20 protein-coding genes are annotated in these 23,688 nt (G+C 62.6%); 13 read left to right on the top strand and 7 right to left on the bottom strand.

Translation table 11 applies throughout. The features are described from left to right. Window positions 1–100 precede the first annotated feature (100 nt). Entirely contained in the window at window positions 101–1,267 is a 1,167-nt protein-coding gene (locus ACEN9G_RS13010) for a formylglycine-generating enzyme family protein (protein WP_413342324.1), read from the top strand. A gap of 3 nt (window positions 1,268–1,270) precedes the next feature. Here the strand turns inward: ACEN9G_RS13010 and ACEN9G_RS13005 are convergent, their stop codons facing one another. Next, the gene (locus tag ACEN9G_RS13005) at window positions 1,271–3,298 is read right to left on the bottom strand and encodes a serine/threonine protein kinase (RefSeq protein WP_483126693.1); all 2,028 of its coding nucleotides are present in this window, start codon (window positions 3,296–3,298) and stop codon (window positions 1,271–1,273) included. A 226-nt stretch (window positions 3,299–3,524) separates the two neighbouring features. On the opposite strand from ACEN9G_RS13005, the gene ACEN9G_RS13000 reads away from it, so the two are divergent. The 8 genes from ACEN9G_RS13000 to ACEN9G_RS12965 all read left to right on the top strand — a co-directional run bounded on the left by ACEN9G_RS13000 (window position 3,525) and on the right by ACEN9G_RS12965 (window position 6,603). Beyond that, the gene (locus tag ACEN9G_RS13000; protein ID WP_056133709.1) at window positions 3,525–3,812 is read left to right on the top strand and encodes a hypothetical protein; all 288 of its coding nucleotides are present in this window, start codon (window positions 3,525–3,527) and stop codon (window positions 3,810–3,812) included. A 101-nt stretch (window positions 3,813–3,913) separates the two neighbouring features. Continuing rightward, complete coding sequence (locus ACEN9G_RS12995) at window positions 3,914–4,093, top strand: hypothetical protein (RefSeq protein ID WP_413339526.1); 180 nt, start codon at window positions 3,914–3,916, stop codon at window positions 4,091–4,093. Between the two features lie 258 nt (window positions 4,094–4,351). Next, the gene (locus tag ACEN9G_RS12990) at window positions 4,352–4,621 is read left to right on the top strand and encodes a hypothetical protein (RefSeq protein ID WP_413339524.1); all 270 of its coding nucleotides are present in this window, start codon (window positions 4,352–4,354) and stop codon (window positions 4,619–4,621) included. Between the two features lie 10 nt (window positions 4,622–4,631). Then, window positions 4,632–4,901 (top strand): hypothetical protein, encoded by a 270-nt coding sequence (locus ACEN9G_RS12985; protein WP_413339522.1) that lies wholly within the window; start codon window positions 4,632–4,634, stop codon window positions 4,899–4,901. A gap of 10 nt (window positions 4,902–4,911) precedes the next feature. Continuing rightward, window positions 4,912–5,166 carry a hypothetical protein gene (locus ACEN9G_RS12980; protein ID WP_036237151.1) on the top strand — a complete coding sequence of 85 codons (255 nt, stop codon included), beginning with the start codon at window positions 4,912–4,914 and terminating at the stop codon, window positions 5,164–5,166. Between the two features lie 19 nt (window positions 5,167–5,185). Beyond that, a complete protein-coding gene (locus tag ACEN9G_RS12975) occupies window positions 5,186–5,467 on the top strand; it encodes a hypothetical protein (protein ID WP_413339520.1) in 282 nt (93 codons plus the stop codon). An 84-nt stretch (window positions 5,468–5,551) separates the two neighbouring features. Next, window positions 5,552–5,836, top strand: a complete 285-nt coding sequence (locus ACEN9G_RS12970; protein WP_160407403.1) for a hypothetical protein — start codon at window positions 5,552–5,554, stop codon at window positions 5,834–5,836. Continuing rightward, entirely contained in the window at window positions 5,836–6,603 is a 768-nt protein-coding gene (locus tag ACEN9G_RS12965; protein WP_413339518.1) for a PP2C family protein-serine/threonine phosphatase, read from the top strand. The genes ACEN9G_RS12970 and ACEN9G_RS12965 overlap by 1 nt, the downstream gene beginning before the upstream one ends. A 7-nt stretch (window positions 6,604–6,610) precedes the next feature. Here ACEN9G_RS12965 and ACEN9G_RS12960 read toward each other — a convergent pair whose 3' ends face one another. The 3 genes from ACEN9G_RS12960 to ACEN9G_RS12950 are packed head-to-tail and all read right to left on the bottom strand — an operon-like array spanning window position 6,611 to window position 11,705. Next, window positions 6,611–7,864: a sigma-54 interaction domain-containing protein gene (locus tag ACEN9G_RS12960; protein ID WP_413339516.1), complete on the bottom strand. Its 1,254-nt coding sequence runs from the start codon at window positions 7,862–7,864 to the stop codon at window positions 6,611–6,613. A gap of 5 nt (window positions 7,865–7,869) precedes the next feature. Beyond that, window positions 7,870–10,926: a peptidase domain-containing ABC transporter gene (locus ACEN9G_RS12955; RefSeq protein WP_413339529.1), complete on the bottom strand. Its 3,057-nt coding sequence runs from the start codon at window positions 10,924–10,926 to the stop codon at window positions 7,870–7,872. Window positions 10,927–10,940: 14 nt separating this feature from the next. Further along, complete coding sequence (locus ACEN9G_RS12950; RefSeq protein ID WP_413339514.1) at window positions 10,941–11,705, bottom strand: peptidylprolyl isomerase; 765 nt, start codon at window positions 11,703–11,705, stop codon at window positions 10,941–10,943. 407 nt (window positions 11,706–12,112) lie between these two features. Here ACEN9G_RS12950 and ACEN9G_RS12945 point away from each other — a divergent pair, with 407 nt between their 5' ends. The 4 genes from ACEN9G_RS12945 (at window position 12,113) to ACEN9G_RS12930 (ending at window position 17,416) form a co-directional block, all read left to right on the top strand. Next, complete coding sequence (locus ACEN9G_RS12945) at window positions 12,113–13,456, top strand: hypothetical protein (protein ID WP_413339512.1); 1,344 nt, start codon at window positions 12,113–12,115, stop codon at window positions 13,454–13,456. 67 nt (window positions 13,457–13,523) lie between these two features. After that, on the top strand, window positions 13,524–16,661 hold the full coding sequence (locus ACEN9G_RS12940; RefSeq protein ID WP_413339510.1) for a TonB-dependent receptor: 3,138 nt from the start codon (window positions 13,524–13,526) through the stop codon (window positions 16,659–16,661). A 63-nt stretch (window positions 16,662–16,724) separates the two neighbouring features. After that, window positions 16,725–17,042, top strand: coding sequence for a DUF1496 domain-containing protein (locus ACEN9G_RS12935; RefSeq protein ID WP_413337472.1), 318 nt, complete (start codon window positions 16,725–16,727; stop codon window positions 17,040–17,042). Window positions 17,043–17,203: 161 nt separating this feature from the next. After that, window positions 17,204–17,416, top strand: coding sequence for a hypothetical protein (locus tag ACEN9G_RS12930; RefSeq protein ID WP_413337471.1), 213 nt, complete (start codon window positions 17,204–17,206; stop codon window positions 17,414–17,416). Window positions 17,417–17,578: 162 nt separating this feature from the next. Here the strand turns inward: ACEN9G_RS12930 and ACEN9G_RS12925 are convergent, their stop codons facing one another. From ACEN9G_RS12925 to ACEN9G_RS12915, 3 genes are all read right to left on the bottom strand, one after another. Beyond that, window positions 17,579–18,106 (bottom strand): hypothetical protein, encoded by a 528-nt coding sequence (locus ACEN9G_RS12925; RefSeq protein ID WP_413337470.1) that lies wholly within the window; start codon window positions 18,104–18,106, stop codon window positions 17,579–17,581. Between the two features lie 161 nt (window positions 18,107–18,267). Next, entirely contained in the window at window positions 18,268–18,720 is a 453-nt protein-coding gene (locus tag ACEN9G_RS12920) for a hypothetical protein (protein ID WP_413337469.1), read from the bottom strand. A gap of 2 nt (window positions 18,721–18,722) precedes the next feature. Further along, window positions 18,723–23,684: an RHS repeat-associated core domain-containing protein gene (locus ACEN9G_RS12915; protein WP_413337468.1), complete on the bottom strand. Its 4,962-nt coding sequence runs from the start codon at window positions 23,682–23,684 to the stop codon at window positions 18,723–18,725. Window positions 23,685–23,688: the final 4 nt, after the last annotated feature.

Genomic DNA, 23,688 nt, shown 5'->3' with positions numbered 1-23,688 from the left:
GATGCATGGCACCTGTGCCAGAACAAACGTGCGGCCGGCACAATCGCGGCGGCCTGTGGTCTAAGCGGTTTCCTGACACTTGCGGAGGCGGCCTGTGTGGATGAGGCTCTTGATCCTGTGCAGCCTGATGGCACTGGCGGCCGTCGCGCCCGTGCGCGCGCATGGGTTGCCCACGACGTTCCAGGTGGCGGGCGTCCTGCCCAAGAACAGCGCCGAGCAGTTCGAGCTGGCGTTCTGGAATTCCGTCAAGGACAGCAAGCAGGTGGGCGACTACGAGGCTTACCTGCAGGCCTATCCGAAGGGACGCTTCGCCAGCCTGGCGCGCACGCGCATCCAGCAGCTGAAGGCGGCCCCGCCGCAGGCGCCCGCGCCCGCGCCCGCGAAGCCGGCCGGGAGCAAGCCCGCAGGCACCCAGCCGCAGACGAAGACCGTGCCGAAGCCGCCACCGCAATCGCAGCCAACCCGGCCGCCCGACAACAAGATACGCCCGGTGCCGGCACCCGTCGACGGCGGCCGTGAAGTGGCGCCCGCAGCGGGACCGGCCGGTTCCGTTGCCACGATGAAGGATTGCGACGTCTGCCCGTTGATGGTCGCGCTGTCGCCGCGGCCGTTCATGATGGGCAACAACAGCAGCGACCCGTCCGAGCGACCCGCGCACAAGGTGGCGTTGCACACGCCGTTCGCGATCGGCAAGTACGAGGTCACGGTGGGGCAGTGGAACCAGTGCGTCCGGGCCAGCGTGTGTCCGACGATGCCGTCGCTGGGCAACGTGCCCGAAAACCTGCCGATGCGCGACGTCAGCTGGGACGAGGCGCAGCTGTACCTCAAATGGCTGGGCACGGTGAGCGGGAAGCCGTACCGCCTGCCGACCGAGGCCGAGTGGGAATACGCGGCGCGCGGCGGCACCACGACCCGCTACTGGTGGGGGCAAGAGATGAAAGGCGGGAATTCGAGTTGCGAAGGCTGCGGCATGCCCTGGAGCGAGGAACGCCCGCCGCCGGTCGGCAGCTTCCCCGCCAATCCGTTCGGCCTGAACGACATGAACGGCAGCGTGTGGGAATGGGTGCAGGATTGCTGGCACAGCACGTACAAGGGGGCGCCCGCCGACGGTAGCGCCTGGGTCGACGGCAACTGCCAGGCGCGCGTCATCCGTGGCGGTTCGTGGCGCGAAAACGGCAGCTACATGCTGTCCACCACGCGTTTCAAATACGACGCCAGCGTGCGCCAGTCGCAGAACGGATTCCGGGTCGCGCGGTCGCTCGATTGACGGCTAGCGGCGCGCGTGCGTCGTGATCTGCAAAAAGTCGACGGCGATCGCGCCATGTGCCCCGGCGATCGCGGCGAGGCGCTCGTCCAGGGCGCGCAGATACGCCGATCCGGGTTCCGCATCCGGACGCAGCCCCTCGAACAGCGGCACGGACGTGGTCACCAGCACGAGCATCTCGGTGCCGAACGGCGGACCGATCACCCAGTTGCCGAGGCTGCCGATGGTGGCCGTGTAGCGCGGCGGCGCCAGGTTTTCGCGCGCGGCCGCATTGGGCAGCAGGTGGACGACGTTGCCGTCCAGGACGAAATAATCGACCGACACGTACGACTGGTAGTCCGGCGTGGCCACGTCGACCATCAGCGTATCGCCTGCCGCCAGGTTGCCGCCCCGGCCGCTGCCCGGGTTCAGGCGGAGCGCCACACCGGCCGTGCGGGACGCGACCCAGTAGCGGCCGAGGACGCGCATCAACGGGCACTTCGCATCGTCGACGTCGCGCAGGGTCAGCTCGACCCGCGTCACGCCCGGCAGAGCCGCCAGCATCGTCTTGAGGCGCGCCGGACCCACGCTGTGCGCGAGATAGCCCTGCACGCTCACGACACGCCCGTCGATGGCGGGCACGAGCGCCGAGCACGGCACGCCGGCCAGCACGGTGGAGACGGCCGCCAGGGTCGGCGGCGGCGCAGGCGCAGGGGGGGGCGAGTTCGCGGGCGGCGGCGTGGCGGCGACGGACGCGGGCGGCCCCTGCGCGGCCGGCGCGGTGCCATGCCGCGGCAACAGCAGGCGCAGTGCGACGAACACGACCAGTGCCGCGGCCGCGGCGGCCAGCGCGGTTCCCGCCCCGATCAGCAGCGGCTGCCGGCGCCGCGCGTCGCGCGCACCGATCTCCTTCAAAAAACCGTTGACGGTGGGCGTGCGGAGCTCGCGCCGCAACGCGAGCGCATTGCGCAGCGCGCGCCATTGCCTGTGGCCGAGTCCGGGCGGCCGCTGCGGACGCAGGCCCGCGTCGCGCGCCTGGAGGGCAGACAGCCGGTTGAACGGGTGGCGCCCCGTCAGCAATTCATACGTGATGCAGCCGAGCGCATAGATGTCGTCGCGCGGATCGGGCTCGCGGTTTTCCAGCATCTCGGGGCTCGCATAGGCGGGCGTCAGGGCGCCGAGGCTGCCGGGATCGAAGACGGTCACGTCCGAGTCCTCTTCCGCTTTCTGGAACACGCGCGCGATGCCGAAGTCGATGACCTTGACGCCGCCGGTCTCCGTCAGGATCACGTTGGCCGGCTTGAAGTCGCAATGGACGAAGCCGCGCTCGTGCGCATAGGCGAGCGCGCGGCCCATGCCGCTCACGATCTTCATCGCCTCGTCGAACGGCAGGACGTGGAAGTCGGGCGCGCGCAGCATCTGGCTGAGCGACTTGCCCTGCAGGTATTCCATCGTGATGTAGACCATCGGCCCATCGCGGTCGAAGTCGTACACGGCCACGATGTTCGGATGGGCCAGCGTCTGCGCCTTGCGCGCTTCCCGCTGCAGGGCGATCAGCGATTTGGGGTGCCCCTGGAACTGTACGTTCAGCACCTTGATCGCGATATAGGGATGGCGGTCCGACGCTTCCAGCTTGCGCAGGTCGAGCGCCTTGTAGACGGTGCCCATGCCGCCGAAGCCGACGCATTCCTCGAGCACGAAGCGGCCGTTGAGCGTGTCGCCGACGCCTTTCATGCGCTCGACCGCCGCGCCCGGCGGGCCGGCGATGCCCGCGGGCTGCGTCGGCGGTTGCAGGGGCTTGGTCTGGACATAGGTTTCTTCGTCGCCGACGCGCTGGCGCTGGCGTGCCTCGATCGCCTGCGCGATGCGGCGCTCGACTTCGCCATAGACCTCGGCCGGCAGCGGCGCGCGGCGATGCGCGTCGTTGAGGGTCTTGAGCAGGTTCGAGACGCTCTCGGGCGTACTGGCCAGCAGGCGGTCGACGCGCGCGAACATCTCGGCTTGCCCGAGGGTGCCGCTCTGGAACTGGCGAAGGGTATCGGCGAGGTTGTCCATGTCTTCCTCTGACAGGTGCGCCGTGTGCAAATTCACCGCACAGACGATGTGTTGTTCCCGGCCAAACGGCGTCACTGCCAGTGTTGGACCGAACCCACCCGATACCCGATAAAACGCCGCGAATGGGCGCAAAAAAGTGCTGGCACGGTTCTCGCGAAGAGTAGGGTGAGCACGACGAAAGCGGCTCGCCAACCAACCTGACTTCATACACTCAAGGAGAAACACGATGAACACTCTGTCGATCAAAGACCTGGCACTCACCTGCGAACTGGACCGCGGCGCGATGGCGCACGTGCGTGGCGGTCACGGCAAGATGCAGCAACCGTCGCATGGGCTGTCCCCGATGCCGGTCTATTTCCCGAGCTACAACTCGACCGTCGACGTCGACCAGAACCTGCAGCAATTCCAGAACGTGACGAACGCGACCGCGAACGGCTCGGCCTTCATCGACGGCGTCACCGTACACAACAACACGAGCCAGTTCGGCCAGAACAACGCGGTGGTTGCTCATTAAATGGATCACTGAGCGGAACCAACGCGAATTTAATCTGTCACTCATGCCGGCCCGGTCATCTCACGATGGCCGGGCCGGCATTCCCCATTCAGGAGAACGACATGGCAACCATCACCATCAAGGACTTGTCCGACAACACGGACCTGGACCGCAAGGCAATGCAGGCGATCTCGGGCGGCTCGCGCCTGCGCTCGCACGCGGGTGTGCTGCGGCCCGCGCAACCGCAGCGGATCGTCGACTTCCGCACGAAGGCGAAGCCGGGCAAGCCGCCTTCCAGATAAACCATATAAACCGTTTAGTACGATTACCATGCCGCCCGGCCCGCCAGCCGGGCGGTTTTTTTGTACGTTCAGGTTCGGTGTTCGGCTGGATCCAACAGATACGGCGCGGTGTTGGTCCGTGCCCGCCAGATTCTCCTTCCAAACAGCCAGACAGCCTGTTTTTACGGGCTTTTTGGGCTGGCACGCATTCTGCTCATACCCTGGTGAGCGCAAATCAAACGCTCTTCCAACCAAATCACTGACGCAAGGAGAATCAACATGAAAACCCTGATCATCAAAGACCTCGCCGCCGCCTGCGAACTGAGCCACAGCGACATGACCGCCATCCACGGCGGCCACGGCGCCACGTCCACGCCCTGGCCGACCATGTACAGCCCGTCGTACGACTCGTCCATCAAGGCGAACCAGAACCTGATGCAGTTCCAGGACGTGAAGAACCTGACCGCCAACGGCTCGGCCTTCATTTCCGGCGTCAGCGCCACCAACAACACCGATCAATTCGGCCAGAACAACATCGCCGTCCTGTAAGGAGAACGTCATGAAAACCCTGATCATCAACGACCTGGCCCAGAACTGCGAACTGGATCACAAACAAATGGCAAGCGTGCGCGGCGGCCACGGCACGAGCAGCCAGTCGTACTCGCTGTACCCGATGCCGTCGTATGCGAAAACCGTCAACGCGACGCAGAACCTGACCCAGTTCCAGAACGTCCTCAACGAGACGGCCGACGGCTCGGCTTTCGTGAGCGGCGTGACGGCGAATAACAACACGTCGCAGTTCGGCCAGAACAACCTGCTGGTCATCTAAGGAGAACATCATGTCGTCGATCGTCATCCAGGACCTCACCCGCACCCGCGCACTGGACACGCATGCCATGTCCGCGATCCGCGGAGGCCAGGCCTTCGGGCCGAACGTGAACGTCAACCTGAACCTCGACCAGCGCATCGCCCAGGTCCAGGACATCAAGGTCAACGTGCTCAACAACAGTGTGATCGGCGACGGCTTCACGGCCCCCGCCGTGACCTTGAACCCACTGCAATTTGCTACCAATAACGCTGTCGTCCCGCTGTAATTTTTTAAGGAGCATCATCATGAAAACCCTGATCATCAAAGACCTGTCCGTCACCGCTGAACTCGACCACGGCGCCATGGCCGCCGTACGCGGTGGCTACAACATGAGCCAGACGTCCTGGTACCCGCTGCCCTCGCCGTCGCCGTCGCCGACCTACGGTACGACGGTGGACGCGACGCAGAACCTGACCCAGTTCCAGAACGTCGTCAACGCGACTGCGAACGGATCGGCCTTCGTCAACGGCGTGACCGCGAACAACAACACGAGCCAGTTCGGCCAGAACAACATCGCGGTGATCTGACCCGGGAGGGCGGGAACCTGATACGGTTCCCGCCAAACCGATGAACCAAAACGACCAGCCGCTGTCTTTCAATCAGGAGGCCACATGGCGCACATCAGGATCGATGACCTTCGCGTCGAGCGCACCCTCGACGCGCGCGCGATGGCGCGTGTCCGCGGCGGCGACGGCGCGGCGTGGTGCTTCGGCTGGATCCAGGCTTATCTGCCCGAGCAGTTACGCGCTTCACCTGTCATCAATTTTTACCAGATCAACAATTACGCGGACCAGATGATCAACCAGTTCCAGACGGTCAGCGTGAGCAATTCGGCGCCGAACTCGGTGGTGACCGTCGGCGTGGATGAACGGAGTACCAACAACGGACACGTCTGATGGGCGAGACGCTGCAACTCCGCTGGACCTCGGCAGCGCGCACCGACACGGGACTGGTGCGCACGAATAACGAGGATGCCGTGCTGGACCGGCCGGCGCGGCGATTATGGGCCGTCGCCGACGGCATGGGTGGTCATGCGTTCGGCGAAATCGCGAGCCGGATGTCGGTGGAAGCGCTGGACGCGCTGCCGCCGGAAGACGCGCTGCAACAAGCCGTCGCCGCAGCGCGCGTCTGCCTGCTCGAAGTGAACGGTTTGCTGGTGGCGGAGGCCGCCGCACGCAACGTGCCCGTCATCGGCACGACGCTCGTCCTGCTGCTGGCATCCGGCCGCACCGCCGTCTGCGTCTGGGCCGGCGACAGCCGCGTCTATCTATGCCGCGGCGGCAGCCTGCACCAGCTCACACGCGATCACAACCAGTTCGAGGAACTGCAAGCGCGGAACCACCTGTCTCCTGCCGACGCATCGGCCTACCCGGGCGCGACCATGATCACGCGGGCGCTCGGTGCGGCCACGACGCTGGCGCTGGACGAAGTGCAGGTGCAAGTGAGCGACGGCGACATCTTCCTGCTCTGCAGCGATGGCCTGAGCAATGCGGTCAGCGCGGAGGCCATGTTCGGCGCGCTGACCGGCGGCGACTGCGCGCAGGCGGCCGATACGCTCGTCCGGCTCGCGCTGGAAGGGGGCGGACGCGACAACATCTCCGTCATCGTCGTGCGCGCGGACGACGTCGAGGCCGACCAGACCGTTCTCAATCCCTCCTTGTGATCCGCGGCTAATGCCGCCGAAAATCCTTCGAATGCAGCCCGTGCTTCTTCAGCAGGATCTGCAAATGGGAGCGGTTCATGTCCCAGCGCCGCGCCAGTTCGGCCACGGTGCCGCCGACGTCCTTCAGGCCGCGTTCCAGGCAGGCACGCTCGGCTTCGTCGCTGGCCGCGCGCTTGGCTTCGGCCAGCGAGGCCGGCGGGTCCGGTGAGGCCGTCTCGATCCGGGCAGGCGCAACGGGGCGGATGTCCTCGGGCAGGTGCGCGATGTCCGCCGTGTCTCCGGCCAGGCAGGCCAGGCGGTACATCAGGTTGCGCAATTCGCGGATGTTGCCGGGGTAGGTGTAGTCGAGCAGGAAGGCGCGCAAGACCGGCGTCAGCGCGACCGGCCGCCTCTTCAGCGCTTCGGCCGCCTCGTCGCCGTAATAGGCCAGCAGCAGCGGGATCTCGTCCTTGCGCTCGCGCAGCGGCGGCAAGGTCACGTGGATCACGCTGAGCCGATAAAACAGGTCTTCGCGGAACTGGCCCTGTTCGATCAGCTGGCGCAGATTCTTGTTGGTGGCCGCGACGATGCGGGCGTCGACGGCGATCGTCTCGTCCGAGCCGACGCGCTGGATCTCGTGCGACTGCAGCACGCGCAGCAATTTCACTTGTCCCTGCAGCGGCAACTCGCCGATCTCGTCCAGGAAGATCGTGCCCTTGTGCGCGCTTTCGAACTTGCCCTTGCGGTCCGTCGCCGCGCCGGTGAAGGCGCCGCGCTTGTGGCCGAACAGTTCCGATTCAATCAGGCTCTCGGGAATGGCGCCGCAGTTGACGGAGATATACGCTTTGTCGGCGCGTGCGCCGTTCGCATGGATCACCTTGGCCATCAATTCCTTGCCCGTACCGCTTTCGCCGTCGACGAGGACGGGCAGGTCGGTCGGCGCCGCCTTTTCCGCGATCTCGAGCGCGTCCAGCAGGCGTGGGTTGTCGCCGAACGTGCCTTCGAACACGAAGCTGCGCGCGAGCAGGGCCTGGCGGCGCTCGCCCGGGATCTGCTCCGGCGCCGCCTGACTGCCGACTGCTTGTATGAAACGCTCCGTGTGCGACAGTTGCATGACCTCGTCGCGCACGGCATTCGCCTGGCGCAGCAGCTTTTCGATGTCGGGCCGGTCCAGGCGGCTGGCCCAGCGCAGGGTCGAGCGCAGGATTTCCAGGCGCTCCAGCAAGCCCGCGTATGACATCGACGATGCGCCCTGCGGCAGATCCTGGTTGAACAGTTTCATGATAATCAAGCTGCGGCCAATTGCTTCTGCACGAGCTCGTAATACATGCCGCGCCCCGCCAGCAGCTCGTCGTGCCGGCCTTGCTCGACGATGCCGCCCTCGTACAGCACGACGATTTTATCCGCCCGCATGATCGTGCTGAGCCGGTGCGCGATGATCACGGCCGTGCGTCCCGCGAGGATCTCGTGCATGTTCGCGATGATGTTGCTTTCGGACTGCGTATCGAGTGCCGACGTCGCCTCGTCGAACACGAGCAGGCGCGGATCCTGGTACAGCGCGCGGGCGATGCATAAGCGCTGCACCTGGCCGCCGGACAGCCCGACGCCGCGCTCGCCCACCACCTGCTCGTACCCGAGCGGCATCTTGCTGATGAAGGCGTGCGCATCGGCCATCTTCGCGACCTGCTCGATGCGGCGCCGGTCCGGACTCTCGTCGCCGCTCGCAATGTTTTCCGCGATGGTGCCGGAGAACAGCAGATTGCTCTGCATGACGTAGCCGACCTGGGCGCGGTAATAATCCTTGTCGATCGCGCTCATGTCGTAGCCGTCGACGAGGATCTTGCCGTCCGTGGGTGCATAAAAGCCGACCAGCAGTTTCGCCAGCGTCGTCTTGCCCGAGCCGCTGCGGCCGACGATGGCGACCAGTTCTCCGCGGCGGATGTCGATGCTGATGTTTTCCAGCACATAGGCCGTGTCGTTGCCGCCATAGCGGAAGTACACGTTCTCGAGTTTGACGTCGCCGCGCAGGTCGGGCAGCACGACGCGGCTGGCCGCCTCGCCGGGCTTTTGTTCCGGTTCGATGTCGAGCACGTCGCCGAGGCGTTCCATGGCAACGCCCGCGTCCGCCAGCCGGCTCCACAGCGCTACCAGCCCCATCAACGGCGCCAGCACACTGCCCATCAGGGCGTTGAAGGCGATCAGCTGGCCGATCGTCAGCTCGTGGTCCAGGACGAGGCTGGCACCGGCCCACAGGATCGCGATGGTCGTGCCCGCATTGAGCAACTGGCTCGCGAGGCCCACGAGGATGTTGAATTGCTGCGCGCGGTACTGCGTGTCGAGCGCCTTCACGTACTTCTTTTCCCACTTCAGGCGCACGGGGCGCTCGCTGCCCATGCCCTTGATCGTCTCCACGCCGCCCAGCGCCTCCATCAGGAAGGCGTGCGCATCGGTGGAGGCGTTGAAGACATCGCGCGCGTACTGCTTGATGTGCGGCGTCGTCAGGATCGTCAGCGCCATGATCGGGATGACGAACGCGATCAACAATAAGGTCAGCTTGACGTTGTAGACGAACAGGATGGAAAAATAGATGAACACCATCAAGAGGTTCAGCAACGTCGTGACGGTGGATTCGGTGAGGAAGGCCCGGATCGTCTGGTTTTCCTGGAAGCGCGCGACGATGTCGCCCGTCTTGCGCTTGGCGAAGAACGAGAACGGCAGCGACATCGTGTGCTTGAAAAACCCGGCCATCATCGAAAAGTCGAGATTGCGCACCATGTAGTTGGCAAGGTAGGCGCGCACGGTCGCCATCAGCTGCGAGAACACATTTGAAATGACGAGCCCGGCAATCAGGAGATGCAGGAGGCTGACGTTCTGGTGCACGATCACGCCGTCGAGGATGTTCTGGATGATCAGGGGCGGCACGATGCCCAGCATCTGGATCACGAACGTGGCCAGGAACAGATGCAGCAGTATCTTGCGATACGGCCGCAAATAGCCCACGAAGCGCAGCCACGGCGAGCGAAGGGCGGCCTGCGCCGCCATGTCCTGGCCGGGCGTGAAGACGAGGCAGGTGCCGCTCCAGCCCCGCTCGAACGCCTCGACGGACATCTTGCGGAAGCCCACCGCCGGATCGGCGACCCAAATGGTGCGCGGCGAGATGCCGTACACGATCACGTAGTGGTAGCCCTCCCAGTGCACGATGAAGGGCAACTCGAACCCCTGCAGCGCATCGAAGGTGCACTGCACGCCGCGCGCCGAGAAGCCGAGCGTCTCGCCCGCGCGCGCGAGGCTGTCCAGGGTCGCGCCCTGCGTGGTGACGTTGGCCAGTTCGCGCAGCTTGCCGAGCGTAATCTGCAGGCCGTAGTGGCGGCACAGCATGGCGAGGCAGGCCGCGCCGCAATCCATCTCCTCGGCCTGCTCCACCAGGGCGAAGCGGCGGATCACGCGCTCGCCGGACCCGGGCTCGGCGAGGTCGAGCCGCAGCGGCCGCTTGCGGCGTTCGGCCAGCTTCTTTTGCCGCTCCAGCTCCCGTTCGACGAAGCGGATGCGGTCTTCCAGCACTTCGCGCAGGCCAGCGTTGCGCTCGAGGATCATGTGTGCCGTCTTTTCGGGGATGACGAGCAGGGTAGCGGCAGATACCGCCACGGCCGACGCCATCTGTTCCTGCCGCATCAAACACGCCTTCTCGCCGAACATGTCGCCCGCCTGCAGGGTGGCCAACGTCAATTCGTCGGCGCCGTCGTGGTAGACCAGTTTCACTTGCCCCTGGCGCAGCACGTACAGGCGGCGGTCGTCGCGCCCGTCCTGCCTGAGGATTTCCTTGCCAGCCGGGACGCGCTTGACGCCCACGCTGCGCACCATCTCTTCCAGTTCTTCCTTGCCGACCTTGCCGCGCAAATCGAACAGGCGCGCCACGAGGCCGCCGGCGGAACCGATCGCGACATAGCTCGTGACGAAATCGAGGGCTTGCGGATTGCGCGCCAGCACGGGCTCGATCGCCGCGCGCGGGATCAGCCACAGCTCCGTCTTAAGCGATGCACGTGCCGACAAGTCATGGTGGGCGTCGCGCAGCATGGCGATGTCGCCGAACGTCTCGCCCGTTTTACGGACGCCGATGCTGAGCTCCTTGCCGTGCTCTTCGGAGAACACGCGCACGGAACCGGATTTCACCACATACAGCCCCTCGGCCGGGTCGCCCGCCTTGCAGATCGTCTCGCCGAACGCGTAATGACTCACCTGCACCGCGTCCGCCAGCTGTTCCAGCGCCTCGCGCCCCAGCGGCGACAGGATCTCCACGGATGCCAGGAAATCCGTGGACGGCGGCGCTCTGGACGGCGTTTCCATGGTGACAGCCGGGCTCAGCGCGTCGGACACGCTTCGATCACGTGCTCCTGCGCGCGCGCCACCAGCCACGCTTCGCGCAGCAGGCGGCGCACCTCGGCGGCCGTGTCGGCATCGAGCGAGGCCGGGTGTTTCGCGTTGACGCAAAAAATTTCCCAGCACGCGCCATCGGGGGATGGAAACGGTCCGAGCAGTTCGCCCTCACGCGCATTGAACACGCGCGCCTCGATGTCGCCCTTGAGCGAGCCGCGCAACACCTTGCCGATAACGCCGCCCTGCTGGCGCGTGCCCTCGTCGACGGAGTGCTCGCGTGCCATCTCGGCGAACGCTTCCGGCTCCTCCTGCAGCACGGACAGCATCTCCCGCGCCGCGCCTTCGGCATCGAGCACGACGTGGCTGATCTCCACGCTGTCGAAGCGCGGCGAATTGAGCTTGAAATACTGCGCGACGGCCGTTTCGCTGCACACCTGCTCCAGCATCTTTTCCTGGTACAGGCCGTCGGTGATGTACGCCTCGAACTCGTCCAGCGAAACGCCCAGCGCGTCGAGATAGTGGTTGGTGTCCGCCGCGCGATGCAGGCCCAGCGCGCGGCGGAATGCATCGGCACGCTCCTGGATCTGCCCGGGCGCGAGCATGAGGCCGGCCTGCCGCGCGGCGCGCGCCGTGAGGCGGTCGCGCACCATCTGCTCGACCAATCCTTCGAACTGTCCGTTCAACTTCAGCGTACGGATGAAGTCATCCGTCGTGATCACTTCGTCGTCGATGCGCACGATGCCTGCCATGGTCACGCTCCTGCGTCCGGTCGATGTCCGGGGCAGGTGTTAGAGCGCGCGCCAAAGCTTAGGTTCGCCGTCGTTCGGCGTTGCAAATCAACAACATAGCCGGCGCTTGTTTCCCCGTGTGCAATCGGCAAAAACCCAACGGCTGGTGAATTTCATGTCCTACCTTAAAAGTTATTGTAATTGTGGCCATGCCACTGCCAATGGCATCATAAACCATGAGAATGTCCGTTATATATAAAGAACAATAACAGTTGAAGCACGATTGGAGCTCCGCGCTCCCGGGCATTCCCGTCCCGATACCAGTCCAGTGCATCCCTTCGGAAGCATTCGCCCGACGCGTGTCCTCACGCGGCGCGGTGTCATGGGCTCGTAAAAAACGCATCAATACGACAGATAGGAACCACACCATGAGGAGAGAAGCGATGAAATTCCATGTTTCGGCGATTGCACTCGGCTGCATCGCACTTCTGAGCGCCTGCGGCGGCGGCGGCGGCGGCAGTACTGACGGGGGCGCAGAGCAGACCATCAGCTTTCAGCTCCCGTTCTCGGGCGAGGCGTTGATCGGCGTGCCGCCCAATTCCGCGACGGCCACGCTGAAGGCGACGGCGAGTTCCGGCGGCGCCGTGACGTTCACGTCGAACACGCCGGACGTTTGCAGCGTCAGCGGGGATCAGCTGACGCTGCTGAAACTGGGCGAGTGCTCGGTGACCGCCACGCAGGCCGGTGCCGACGGCTACGCGCCGGTCTCGCAGCGCCAGATCTTCGTCGTTCCCAAGAACCCGCAAATGATCGCCAAGTTCCCCAACCCGGGCTGGCAGCCGCTCGATACGAAGCCGGTGCAGTTGTCCGCCACCTTCACCTCGGGCCTGCCGGCCAAATTCACGAGCAAGACACCCGACGTGTGCTCGGTCAGCGGGACGACGATGACCAAGCTCGCCAACGGGATGTGCACCATCGTCGCCGAGCAGGAGGGTAATGACTTCTATCTGCCGGCGTTGGTGACCGGAAAAGATGCGACGTCGGTGGCGATGGCGCAGTTCATGCAGAAAAACATTCCGATCGGTACCGAACTGCCGGCCAAGATGACTTTCCTGACCGGCTACAAGGACACCGACAACACCAACGAAGGCCTCATTGGCCATTTCGGTAACCAATGGTGGTGCGACAGTTGCGATCGCGCCGCTTCCGGCGACAGCTTCACCTTCACGGCAACGTCCGATGCGCCGCCGGACGCATGGTGGTATAGCCGCGCGTCGTTCCAGTTCTTCGCAGCCGGCCTCGCAGACGCCGATCTCCTGTCGCCGGACGGCACGTACCGGGCCGGCGTCAAGGAAACCGCCCTCACCACGCCGGGCGCCGCGCCGAAAGGCCTGCAGCTCGAGATCCAGTCGGCGCTGCATTTCAACCTTGCGCAAAATCCGGAGTGGTTCGGCGCGGCCAACAACAAGTTCAACGTCGAACTCTTCCTCGGTCACTTCAACCAGAAGGATGGCAAGGCTTGCAACGTAGCCCTGAAAGCCACCGTCCAGCCGACCGCCGCCGCCGCCACGAACTACAGCGTCGGCCTCAAGGATCAGTTCGCATTCAGCGAGACCTGCGGCCTGAGCGGGCTGGACATCATGAACGAAGTGCAGAACTACCCGGTCCTCGAGATGCGGTTCTCCGCGGTACAGCCGAACGGGCAGGTGAAAAACGCAGCGTCGAAGTACCAGACCCAGTTCAAGCTGACCGGCCCGATCTACTTCCAGTGACATTGGACTGACATTCATGGCCACCGCACGGCGGTGGCAACCAAGGCATAGACAAAGGACATCAATAATGACAAGAGATGAGACGAAGGTCGTCAGGAAGACGATCAAGATGACCGCGCTGGCGATGGCCGCGGCGCAGTTCGCGATGCTGTGCGGCAGCGCGCAGGCGCAGACGGCCGACAGCGCAACTACGACTGTCGTGGTCACCGGCCAGCGCAAGCAGCTCGAGACCGCGACGGCGATCAAACGCGATTCCGACCAGATCGTCGATGCGGTCGTGGCCGACGAAGCCGGCAAGCTGCCGGACCGCTCGATCACCGAGGTGCTGCAGCGCGTGGTGGGCGTCACGATGGACCGTAACCAGTCGCGCCAGGGCGCCTCCCTGGCCGCGAACGGCCTGGAATTCAACGTGGAAGGTTCGGGCGTGCAGGTGCGTGGCCTGTCCTGGGGTTCGTCCACGATGAACGGCCGCGAAACGTTCTCGGCCGGCTGGCCTGGACGCGAACTGAGCTGGGGCGACGTGCCGCCGGAACTGATGGCGGGCGTGGAAGTCTACAAGAATCCGTCCGCCGACCTGATCGAAGGCGGCATCAGCGGCCAGATCAACCTGCGCACGCGGCTGCCGTTCGACGCGCCGGGCCAGTACGGCGCGCTGACCACCACGGGCAATTACGCCGAACTGGGCAAGACCAAATCGCCGGGCTTCTCGGGTCTGTACTCGAACCGGTGGAAGACCCGCGCGGGCGAATTCGGCGCGCTGGTGGATTTGTCGTTCAATCGCACCAAGTTCCGCTACGACACGATCGACCAGAACGTCTACTACCCGAGGAGCGATCTCATCCCAGGCCAGACCGCGTGGGTGCCGGCCGGTGGCAACTGGGGTAGCAACAACGAAGATACCCGCCGCGTGGGCTTCTATGGCGCGTTGCAGTGGAAGAAGGACAACCTGGAATCGTCGTTGACGTACTTCGACTCCGCGTTCCATCAGGTCAACGCGAATGTCTCGATGGGTGTCAACCCTGAAAACCCGTACAAGACCGTCTATACCGACGCCAAGTTCAACAGCGCCGGCGTGTTCCAGTCGGGCGTTCTCAGCTATCCGATCGGCGGCAAGGGCGCGAACCAGTTCGTGGACGGCGGTCTCGGCATGAACACCACCCAGAACTTCCGCGACGTGCATGGCCGCACGCGCGAGCTGGCGTGGAACTTCAAATGGCGCGTCAACGAAAGCTGGTCGTTCCAGAACGACCTGCAATGGGTGCACGCCACCAACAACGGCAATTACGGCATGCTCAACCTCGGCACATTCCTGCCGAGCGAAGGCCTGGACGTCTCCGGTTCGCGGCCCGCATTCAATTTCAACGACAAGGCGATCGCCTTCCTGGCCGATCCCCGCAACTACTACTGGGGTATTTCGCAGCCTGAATTCAACCGTGCCAAGGCCGATCTGTACGCCTGGAAACTGGATGGCAAATACAGCTTCGACCATCCGGTGCTGCGCGACGTCCGCTTCGGCGTCCGCATCACGGAACGTTCCTCGCGCAAGGACAAGAATGCGGGTTCGGGCTGGAAATCCTATGCCGAAGAATGGGGCGTGAAGGAAACCGACGTCCCGGGACAAATCCCGCACCTCGAAAGCTGGGACTGGCAGCGCCCGAACTTCGGTTACTTGAGCGACCCGAAATACGCAGCGCTGGGCAACGTCCAAACGTTCGCGTTCCCCGACTTCTTCAACGGCAGGATGCATGCACCGCCGGCGTTCGTCGTGCCCGCCCAGTCGATGGTCAGGGACATGGCCGCATACAAGAATTTGCTGACCGCGCTGCGCTATAACTGCGAGGACGACAACAGGCTGACGGGCGCGACGAGCGATTGCTCGACGGCCGGCAGCGATTGGCGCCCGCCTGGCTTCAGCACCGAACCGCAGTACGTCAGCCGGCACAGCGAAGGCACCCAGGCCCTGTACGGCAACCTGCGCTTCGGCTTCGACAACTGGAAATATCCGGTGGACGGCGTCGCCGGCGTACGCGTGGTCCGGACCAATACCGTGGCCCATGGTTACACGGTGTTCAAGCCAAGTTATGGCGAGACCACCAATCCGAACGTCCCGCGCTTCGGCGAGATCAGCGATCCGATGGATCTCAAGTCCAGCCACGTCGACGTGATTCCGAGCCTGAACCTGAAGGCGAGCCTGACGGACAAGCTGCAGGCACGCGTGGCGCTGTCGCGCGGCATCTACCGTCCCGGTTTCGATCAGTTGCAGGAGTACATCACGCTGTCGCAGAACGTGATCAACGATCCCAACGACAGCAAGAAGATCACCACCATCTCGTACACCGGCACCAACGACGGTAACGTGAAGCTGAAGCCGCTCAAGTCGAACAATGTCGACTTGACGCTGGAATGGTATCCGCGCCCGGGCCAATCCCTGACCGCTGCATTCTTCTACAAGCAGGTCAAGGACATCATCATGAACGAATCCTATACGAGGACGTATAAGGATCTCGCCGGCAACGATATGGAGTTCACGATCACCGGTCCGGCCAACGCGGCCAAGGCCCGTGTGCGCGGTATCGAGCTGGCCGGCATGACCTACCTCGATCACGTGCCCGGCGTGAGCGACTACCTGCCGGACTGGGCGAAGGGTTTCGGCGTGTCGTCGAACTTCACCTATATCGAAGGCAAGCAGCAGCTGTACCACCCGAACCCGTCGAATTTCTGCCCCTCCGGTGGCGAGCTGAAGGGATCTGCAGCGCTGTATGGCTGCGACACCAACGGCATCCCGTACAAGGACCTGCCGGTGCCGTACATGTCGAAGCGCGCCTTCAACATGGCCTTCATGTACGACCGCGGCCCGGTGTCGGCACGTCTGGCGTATTCCTGGCGTGACCGTACCTTGCTGGCGACGGGTGTCTATGGCGCCAAGGGGCAAAACGGCACCAGCGCCGATCCGGCGCACGTGGACGACAAGGGCAACCCGCTGCAGGATGCGGGCTTCGGGATCCCGGTGTGGCAGCTGCCGGTGGGCCAGTGGGATGCGGGCATCAACTACCGCTTCAGCGACCACTTCTCGGGCAGCTTCAACATCAGCAACCTGACCCGTACCGTGACGAAACAGGTCAACCAGCAGACCCCTGGCGACATGGGCCGTTCCTGGTTCGATCCGGGCCGCAGCTTCCGCATGCAGGCCACCTACGTGTTCTAACCTGAAGTGCCGCGCCGGTGCGAGCCGGCGCGGCGTTACCTGAACAGGAACGCAATGAAATCAATGTTCATCACGGCCGCCGCATTGGCGGTCGTTTTCGTCGGACCCGCCAAGGCCGCCGACCCATCCTACTGTTTTTACCAGGACCAGAAGTTTTCCGAAGGGGCCGCGTTGAATGGCCGCGTGTGCACGCGCGGCAATGCCACGGGCAAAGGCGGAGATTTGATCTGGGCACCGCAAGAGGGCTCCGGACTCTCAGGCGTGCAGCAAGAGGTGGAGCGCATACGCATGCAGACCCAGCTCGTCCAGGCCCGCATAGGCTTGGCCGAGACGGAAGCCCGGTATCGCGAAGTGGCGGCCAAATCGTCCGGCAAGAACTGATCTTCCAACAGTCTCAGGCGATGTGTTGGTCCCGGACCAACACAAACCGCCGTCAATGCCGGCCTGCCCGTTACGTGGCAGGTGGCATGCTCCATGCATGGTGGGAAGTGGGCGCGTGACATGCGCGCCGTTCCACTTCCAACCATTCGAGGAGAACCATCATGAACACATTGATTATCGAAGACCTGGCCTTTGACGGCACGGCGCCGGCCGGCTCGCGCGTGCGCTCGCTGTCGATCGACGAGATGAAGCGGGTATGCGGCGGCCGGGCGATCAGCGTGCTGGTCGATGGGCGGACTGCGGGCACCGTGGACGATTTCTCGCTGAATATGGAGATATTCAAAGGGAACATCGGGGGGCCGATGGTGGTGTGAGCATGGCACTCCGAGGTGGCCGTGCGGCCTGGGCTGCACGGCTTACCAGGGGGTTTTCATGGCCAAGCCACCTGTCACCAACTGTCACCACGACGAACTCTCCGAGGAGCTAACTGACGCTGCGTGTTAGGGACGGTGTCCAGGTTGAGCGCAATGTCAGGCTTAGTTTTCGTTCAGTAATTCCATGTTCTTTCGGTCTTCGTTGCTGACAAATTGACACGCCAGCAAGGTCTTATCTTTGAAAGCACTACTCTTGAGTGCGACAAGAGAAATTAGTCCTAGTTCTTTCATTTCTTGCTGGGCGTCCGGTAGCTGGCGTGCAAAGCCAGACATATTAATAATATTGATATCCTGCGGTACTAATTTGTAATGCTTAGCCAATTTTTCGGCGACATTTCCCTCAACAAGGACGCCAATGGTTGAACCAGCAAACAAGACATCTTGCGCAACAAAACCGTCCTTTTTTATGGGAGCCGTAAGATGATACACTGCTGCCCCTGATGACTGATCGGGCTTACCCAATTTTTCGGCTGCCTTATACATATCCAAAGCATGACGGGAAGAATAAGGTGGTTTACAAATTGCGGCATCGAAAAACGCCGATTCTGGTATCTTTTTGTCAGCCAAGGCAGGGAACGCCAGTATGGACAACAGAAGGCCAGATACTAGAGACAGTGAAACTTTTTTCATTGAAGTTCCTTAAAAGAGCCAAATTAAAAGATAGCTCGAGGAATAGGCTCTGAGTATCCTCAGCCTAACGAAGCTGTATGGAGCCCAGTTGGCGAGCGAAAAATCGATAAATAATTGTTTCCCTGGAGGAACCAGATCGTATTTTTTACAACTCATGCCTTTTAACTTAATTTGTTTGTCCGATGCTCGAAATTGATGTCCAAACTTAGATCGCCTTGCTTAGCATCGTAAAAAAATGTGGCCCGCCCCCATTCGCTGGATTTGAAAAAGGCCTCGCTTGGATGATTACTTAAAAACTTCAAATTTAAAGTTTTCTCGCATGCTTTTAGTACTTTTGACTCCAGAATACTGGACTCAAAAAACTCAATCAAATCAAACAAAAACGTAACGGCGCATATTTTCCCTTCTCCAACTTCAATCACGCTATCTGCCGATTTTCCGCAAACACTGACTTTTTTTAGTAGACGATATTGCGTTCGCCCCTCATCTGTTTGAATCGGTGGTGAACATAGTTTTGCGATAGATCCGGCTAGAACGCCTTTTTCATCAACCGTTATGGATGACGAATCAACCAAAATCAAACCGTGCTTCAAGTCTAATTTAACAGTATGCATTATTAATTCCCATACGCAATAATTCGCCCTGTATCTACAAGGCTTGGTTTATCTTTATTTTCTATAAAATATTGGGTGGCGCCACCATTTCCAAGGTTTGGATTGTTTTTTGCAACACCAACTGCCATGCAAGTATCCTTAGCAAGAACATAACCGTGAACTTTGGTGCGCATAGGACGTGCATCTCGATGCTTCCAATTTCCCTTGTGAGCAACTTGTACCGAGTCATTGTACTGCCTAGCATTGCGGGCACCTACTACTACGTCGGATTTCACTAAATAGTTCCCCGGTGCGTCTCCATGCGGATAAAGCGTATAAAATACGGTGCCCTTTTTCACGACAACATTTCTATAGCTATCCACGCCGTTGTACGGATCACGACCTTGCCACGACTGCGCAATTGCAGCAGGGTTATGGCCTTGACATGGATCGCAACTAGCGCAACCGTTCTTAACGGAATTCTGTTTCTTTGGTGCCAAACCCAGCGGATCGATCCATTGAATAGGGTTCGGTGCATATGTATGAGTATTGAAACCACCTAGCAATCCAATCGGATCTTTGCTCACAAAACGACCGCTAAGTGGATCGTAATATCGGTGCCGGTTGTAATGCAGCCCCGTCTCTTCATCAAAGTACTGCCCCTGGAACCGGATCGGATTGTGTATCCCGGCCTTGTACGCCGCGTCGCTGATTGCCTGCTTCGCCTGCCCCCACGCCTTGTACTGCGCCGACCATGCGACCTTGCCCTCGCAATCCGTCAACTCCTGCGGGGTTCCCAAATGGTCGCATTGATAAAAGGCGATCTCGTCCTTACCGAACGGTTCGGTTTCCTGCTCAAAATCCCCATTCCATAGCGGATCAAGCGCAATATCGTACTTACCGCCGTTGCGCGCCATCAGCGCCTTCACATCGGTGGTAGGCGCCAGCCGAAGGGCGTGGCTTCGACTGGCCTGCACCAACGGCACAAAGCTGTCGCGCTCATACACGTAGTGCACCGTTCGTTCGCTTGCCGCGTAGCCGTGATGCACGCTGCTTTCCAACGCCAGCGTGTCGCCGTCCCAGCCGTACATGGTTCGGGTCATCTCCCGGAACACAGTGCCTTCCATCACCTGGCTGTGCTTGGCAACACGCCGTCCCAGCGGATCGTAGGCAAAGGTGGTGACGCCATGCCAAGTGGTGGCGCGGGTCATCCGGTTAAACGCATCCCATTCATATTCGGACCGCTTGCCGTTCCGCACGCGTTCCACGAGGTTGCCGCGTTCGTCGTAGCGGTGGCTGACACCGGCATATTCCTTGAGCAGGTTGTCCAGCAGCTTTGGCAGCGGGGCATAACGGGCCATGGGTTCCTGCTGCGCGATATCGGCTGCCTGGATGTTGCCGGCCGGGTCGAACGCGAAGGTTTCATGGCCCAACACGCTGTTTGCCGCCAGCAGCCGTCCGACCGGGTCGTAGCGGTATTCGACGCGGCCGCGCCGGCTGTCTTCCAGGCTGGTCAGTTGGCCGGACGGGTCGTAACGGTAGCGCCGCAGGATCGCGGCTTGCATGCCGGCTTGGACGTCGGGGCGATACTTGTCGGGGTAGAAATCCCGGTCCTTCTGGCTGGCCTGCGCGATGATTCCGAGTTGCTGTTCGATCAGGCGTCCGGCCGGATCGTACTTCATCGTTTGCAACAGGCCGTTGATCTGGGTGCGGCCGGTTTCCTGGTAGAGCGCGTCGCGCTCGAAGGAGACGAGGTCCTGCCCGTCGAGCAGGAGGCCGTGTACGTGGCCGGCGCCGTAGGTCAGCCATTCGACGCGGTGGCCGTCGGGGCGGGTGGTGCCGGTGCGCTGATTGAGTTCGTCGTAGTGGTGGTGCCAGACCGCGGTGCGCCTGTCGGGATGGAAAGGCCCCTGGTAATGCTGGTGCTCGCGGACCAGGTTGCCGGCGGCGTCGTAGAACCATTGCAGCCTGGCGTGTTCGTTCTTCGCTTCGGCCAGCTGGCCGTTGGCGTTGTAGGCGAATGTTTCGATTTGCTCCGACTGGCCGGGCGCTGCGGCCCGGCGTTGCACGAGCCGGCCCGTGGGGTCGAAGTCGAGGCGGATGGTCAGGCCGGTTTCGACGGTTTCCGCCAGCACGCCACTGGCTTCGTCGTAGCGGTACTCGGTGGTCTTGCCATCAAAACCCTGTTCCTGCAGCAGGCGACCAACCGGGTCGTAGTGGAAGCGATAGACGCTGCCGTTTTCATTTTCCAGTGCGGATAGGCGGCCGAGCGCATCCCACTGATAATCCAGGCTATGTCCCAGCGCGTCGGTGCGCCTCGCGATCAGTCCGGCCGCCGTGTAGCGGTAGGCGGTGGTGCGTTGCAGTGCGTCGATGTGCGCGAGCAGCCGGCCTTCGGCGTCGTGGCGCAGTTGCTCTTCGCTGCCGTCGGGGTGGATGACGGCTTCGAGTTGGCCGGGATGGTTGCCGCCTTCACCGTGTGCCTGCGTCAGCGTTTCGGCGCTGAGCGGCGTGTAACGGTAGCGGGTCACATTGCCGGCGGCGTCGATGCGCTTGATCAGGCGCTTGCGGTCATCGTATTCCCAATGGCTGCTGTGCCCGGAACAGTCGGTGTAGCTGGCGAGCTGGCCGTCCGGCGTATAGGCAAGTTTCTTGACGCCGCCCTTGGCATCGGTGACTTCGACGGGCCGGCCGGCCTTGTCGTACGCGTACTGGGTCTTGTTGCCGAGCGGGTCTGTTTCCTCGACCAGATCACCCTGGACGTTGTAGTCACGCTTCCAGGTGCCGCCTTCGCCATCGAGGATGCCGGTGACGCGGTGCTGGTCGTCATACTCGAAGTGAACCTGGCTGCCGTCGGCACGGGTGTGCGTGAGCAGGTTGTCGTGTTCGTCGTAACGGAAATGCTCGCTGCTGCCGTCGGTGTGAACGTGACGGACGACGTTCTTGGCGTCATCGCGGAAGAACCATTCCTCGCGCCCGTCCGGATGCACGACGCGGTAGGTGTAGCCGGCGATGTCGTAGTAGTAGCGGGTCTCGTGGCCAAGCGCGTCGGTGACGTAGGTCAGACGGATGTTCTTGTCCCACTCGAGCCGGGTGTCGTAGCCGCCGTCGTCGGCCCACTCGCGGATCGCTTTGGCGTGGACACCGCTGTCGATGCTGGTGTCGTAGGCGAGGTTCATCCCACGCCCGGTGCGGTCGGTGTAGCGGGTGACGAGGTGTCGGTCGTACTGGTAGTGCCACGCGGCGGCGTTCTCGTCCTGCGCGCGGATCAGGTCGCCGTGGACATCGTAGTCGTAGGCGGCAAGTTGGCGCACCAGTTTGCCGTCCCGGATTTCCCACAGTGCGCGGACGTGGCCGGTATCGGCGTCGACCTGGGTGCCGGCATGGGCGACGATGGTCTCGCCCTGCTTGCTGATGATGTCGCTGAGCACCTGCTCGCCGGCGACTACGTGGTCATATCGCAGGCCAAGTCCGGCGCCGTCGCGGGCATGCACGGCGATCAGCCGGAAATGTTCCTTGCCCAGGTCGGCGACCTTGGCGCGCACGGTGTCGACCAGCTCGTAGGTTTCGCGCCATGGGCTGGGTTCGCCTTCCGGCAGCGGCTTGCCGAAGTCGAGCGCGAGGAGGTTGATGCTCATGCGGGTGAGCGTGATTTGCTCGACCGGGTCGTAGTACCGCTGGCCGATGGCCAGCCACGGATAGCGGTGGCTGCGGCCGTCGGCTGCGTGATAGAGCAGGGCGGCGGACTTGCCTTGGCCAACGACGTCGATGCGGGTGCTGTACGGCGTGAGCCAGCGTGCGCCAAGATTGCCGCGGTCAAAGGCGGTCAGCTGGCTGCGGTAGGTGCGGCTCCATTCGATGGGGAGCGGCGCATCCAGTACGAAGTCGGTATGTGTAAAAGTTTCGGCGCCGGTGGCGAAGCTGATCGAATGCGCGGTCCCGCCGGGTGCGGGGCACAGCTTGCAAACGTTAGCGTCGCCCTTGGCTGGGCTTTGATGGCTGACAGCCTCCAGCTCGTGGCCGGGGTTGTTCTTGTTGTGATGCGCGCCCTTGGCTGACGGGACCAGCACCGGATGCCGCTTCTTATGCTTGATGACCGCGTCGCGCAGCCGCATCATTATCCACCGGATGCTCATCTGCGCCTGTTCGTCGGCCAGAGCGGCGAGCTTGCTGCGAAACGCCGGCTTAAAGTCGGTCAAGTGACCGATGATACCGGTCACGCCCGCTATTGCGCTCTGCGGCAGGTGGCTGGCTGCCGCAGCGACAGCGTAGTTCGCGGCCTTTTTGTACTGCCGACCAAGGGCGCCAAGCATGCGGCGCCAGCTGCTTTTCACCTTGGGGTCGTACAGCTTGTCTTCCACTTCCGCAGGGGATGCCACGTCGAAAAGCGGTTCCTTGCCGATGCAGCGGTTGAGGATCTTGATCAGATCGTCGGCAATGCCGTCGGCAAGGTGGGCGCAATCGTCCAGCATCCCTGCCAGCTTGCCCATCGCACCATCGATAAAGGTCTCGATCTTGCCCGCCAGCGTGGCATTGAGGTGCGCGATCAGCACCTCGATCAGGGCGGCGCCAATATCCTTGACGCCCAGCGCCAGCTTTTGCCGGACCAGGTGCAGCGCGGGCCGCAGGCTCATGCGGGCGGCACTCATCGTCGGCGGAAACGGAACCACGCCGATCAAGTTGATGCCCAGGCTGACCCATTCCAGGAAATCAATTTCTTTCTTGGCGATGTACTTCTGGATGACCCCCACCATGTCCATGATGGCGTCGATCAACGCCATGATGTTGCCGATCACCGGCAGGCTACCGGCGACCGTGCTCAGGCGCTCCAACGTGACGTAGTCATAGCTGATCTTGCGCAACCATTTGTCAAAAGCGGCGGCAGCGGCGCCAATGTCTTGCTGGTCTATCGTGTTGAGTGGAGCGACTGCGACTTCCGGCACGCGTTCGGCCGGCTTGGACGGGGCTTGCGTGGGTTCGGTCATGGAA

Source organism: Massilia sp. Masssp94 (assembly GCF_059491305.1).
The sequence above is the reverse complement of the archived record's forward strand: the minus strand, read 5'-3'. Positions and strand labels throughout refer to the sequence as shown.

Coding starts and splice junctions, on each gene's coding strand:
- ACEN9G_RS12955 (WP_413339529.1), bottom strand. CDS start 10,926: ATGGAAACGCCGTCCAGAGCGCCGCCGTCCACGGATTTCCTGGCATCC.
- ACEN9G_RS12985 (WP_413339522.1), top strand. CDS start 4,632: ATGAAAACCCTGATCATCAACGACCTGGCCCAGAACTGCGAACTGGAT.
- ACEN9G_RS12935 (WP_413337472.1), top strand. CDS start 16,725: ATGTTCATCACGGCCGCCGCATTGGCGGTCGTTTTCGTCGGACCCGCC.
- ACEN9G_RS12975 (WP_413339520.1), top strand. CDS start 5,186: ATGAAAACCCTGATCATCAAAGACCTGTCCGTCACCGCTGAACTCGAC.
- ACEN9G_RS12945 (WP_413339512.1), top strand. CDS start 12,113: ATGAGGAGAGAAGCGATGAAATTCCATGTTTCGGCGATTGCACTCGGC.
- ACEN9G_RS12990 (WP_413339524.1), top strand. CDS start 4,352: ATGAAAACCCTGATCATCAAAGACCTCGCCGCCGCCTGCGAACTGAGC.
- ACEN9G_RS12980 (WP_036237151.1), top strand. CDS start 4,912: ATGTCGTCGATCGTCATCCAGGACCTCACCCGCACCCGCGCACTGGAC.
- ACEN9G_RS12960 (WP_413339516.1), bottom strand. CDS start 7,864: ATGAAACTGTTCAACCAGGATCTGCCGCAGGGCGCATCGTCGATGTCA.
- ACEN9G_RS12965 (WP_413339518.1), top strand. CDS start 5,836: ATGGGCGAGACGCTGCAACTCCGCTGGACCTCGGCAGCGCGCACCGAC.
- ACEN9G_RS12920 (WP_413337469.1), bottom strand. CDS start 18,720: ATGCATACTGTTAAATTAGACTTGAAGCACGGTTTGATTTTGGTTGAT.
- ACEN9G_RS13005 (WP_483126693.1), bottom strand. CDS start 3,298: ATGGACAACCTCGCCGATACCCTTCGCCAGTTCCAGAGCGGCACCCTC.
- ACEN9G_RS12915 (WP_413337468.1), bottom strand. CDS start 23,684: ATGACCGAACCCACGCAAGCCCCGTCCAAGCCGGCCGAACGCGTGCCG.
- ACEN9G_RS13010 (WP_413342324.1), top strand. CDS start 101: ATGAGGCTCTTGATCCTGTGCAGCCTGATGGCACTGGCGGCCGTCGCG.
- ACEN9G_RS12930 (WP_413337471.1), top strand. CDS start 17,204: ATGAACACATTGATTATCGAAGACCTGGCCTTTGACGGCACGGCGCCG.
- ACEN9G_RS12940 (WP_413339510.1), top strand. CDS start 13,524: ATGACAAGAGATGAGACGAAGGTCGTCAGGAAGACGATCAAGATGACC.
- ACEN9G_RS12995 (WP_413339526.1), top strand. CDS start 3,914: ATGGCAACCATCACCATCAAGGACTTGTCCGACAACACGGACCTGGAC.
- ACEN9G_RS12925 (WP_413337470.1), bottom strand. CDS start 18,106: ATGAAAAAAGTTTCACTGTCTCTAGTATCTGGCCTTCTGTTGTCCATA.
- ACEN9G_RS12950 (WP_413339514.1), bottom strand. CDS start 11,705: ATGGCAGGCATCGTGCGCATCGACGACGAAGTGATCACGACGGATGAC.
- ACEN9G_RS12970 (WP_160407403.1), top strand. CDS start 5,552: ATGGCGCACATCAGGATCGATGACCTTCGCGTCGAGCGCACCCTCGAC.
- ACEN9G_RS13000 (WP_056133709.1), top strand. CDS start 3,525: ATGAACACTCTGTCGATCAAAGACCTGGCACTCACCTGCGAACTGGAC.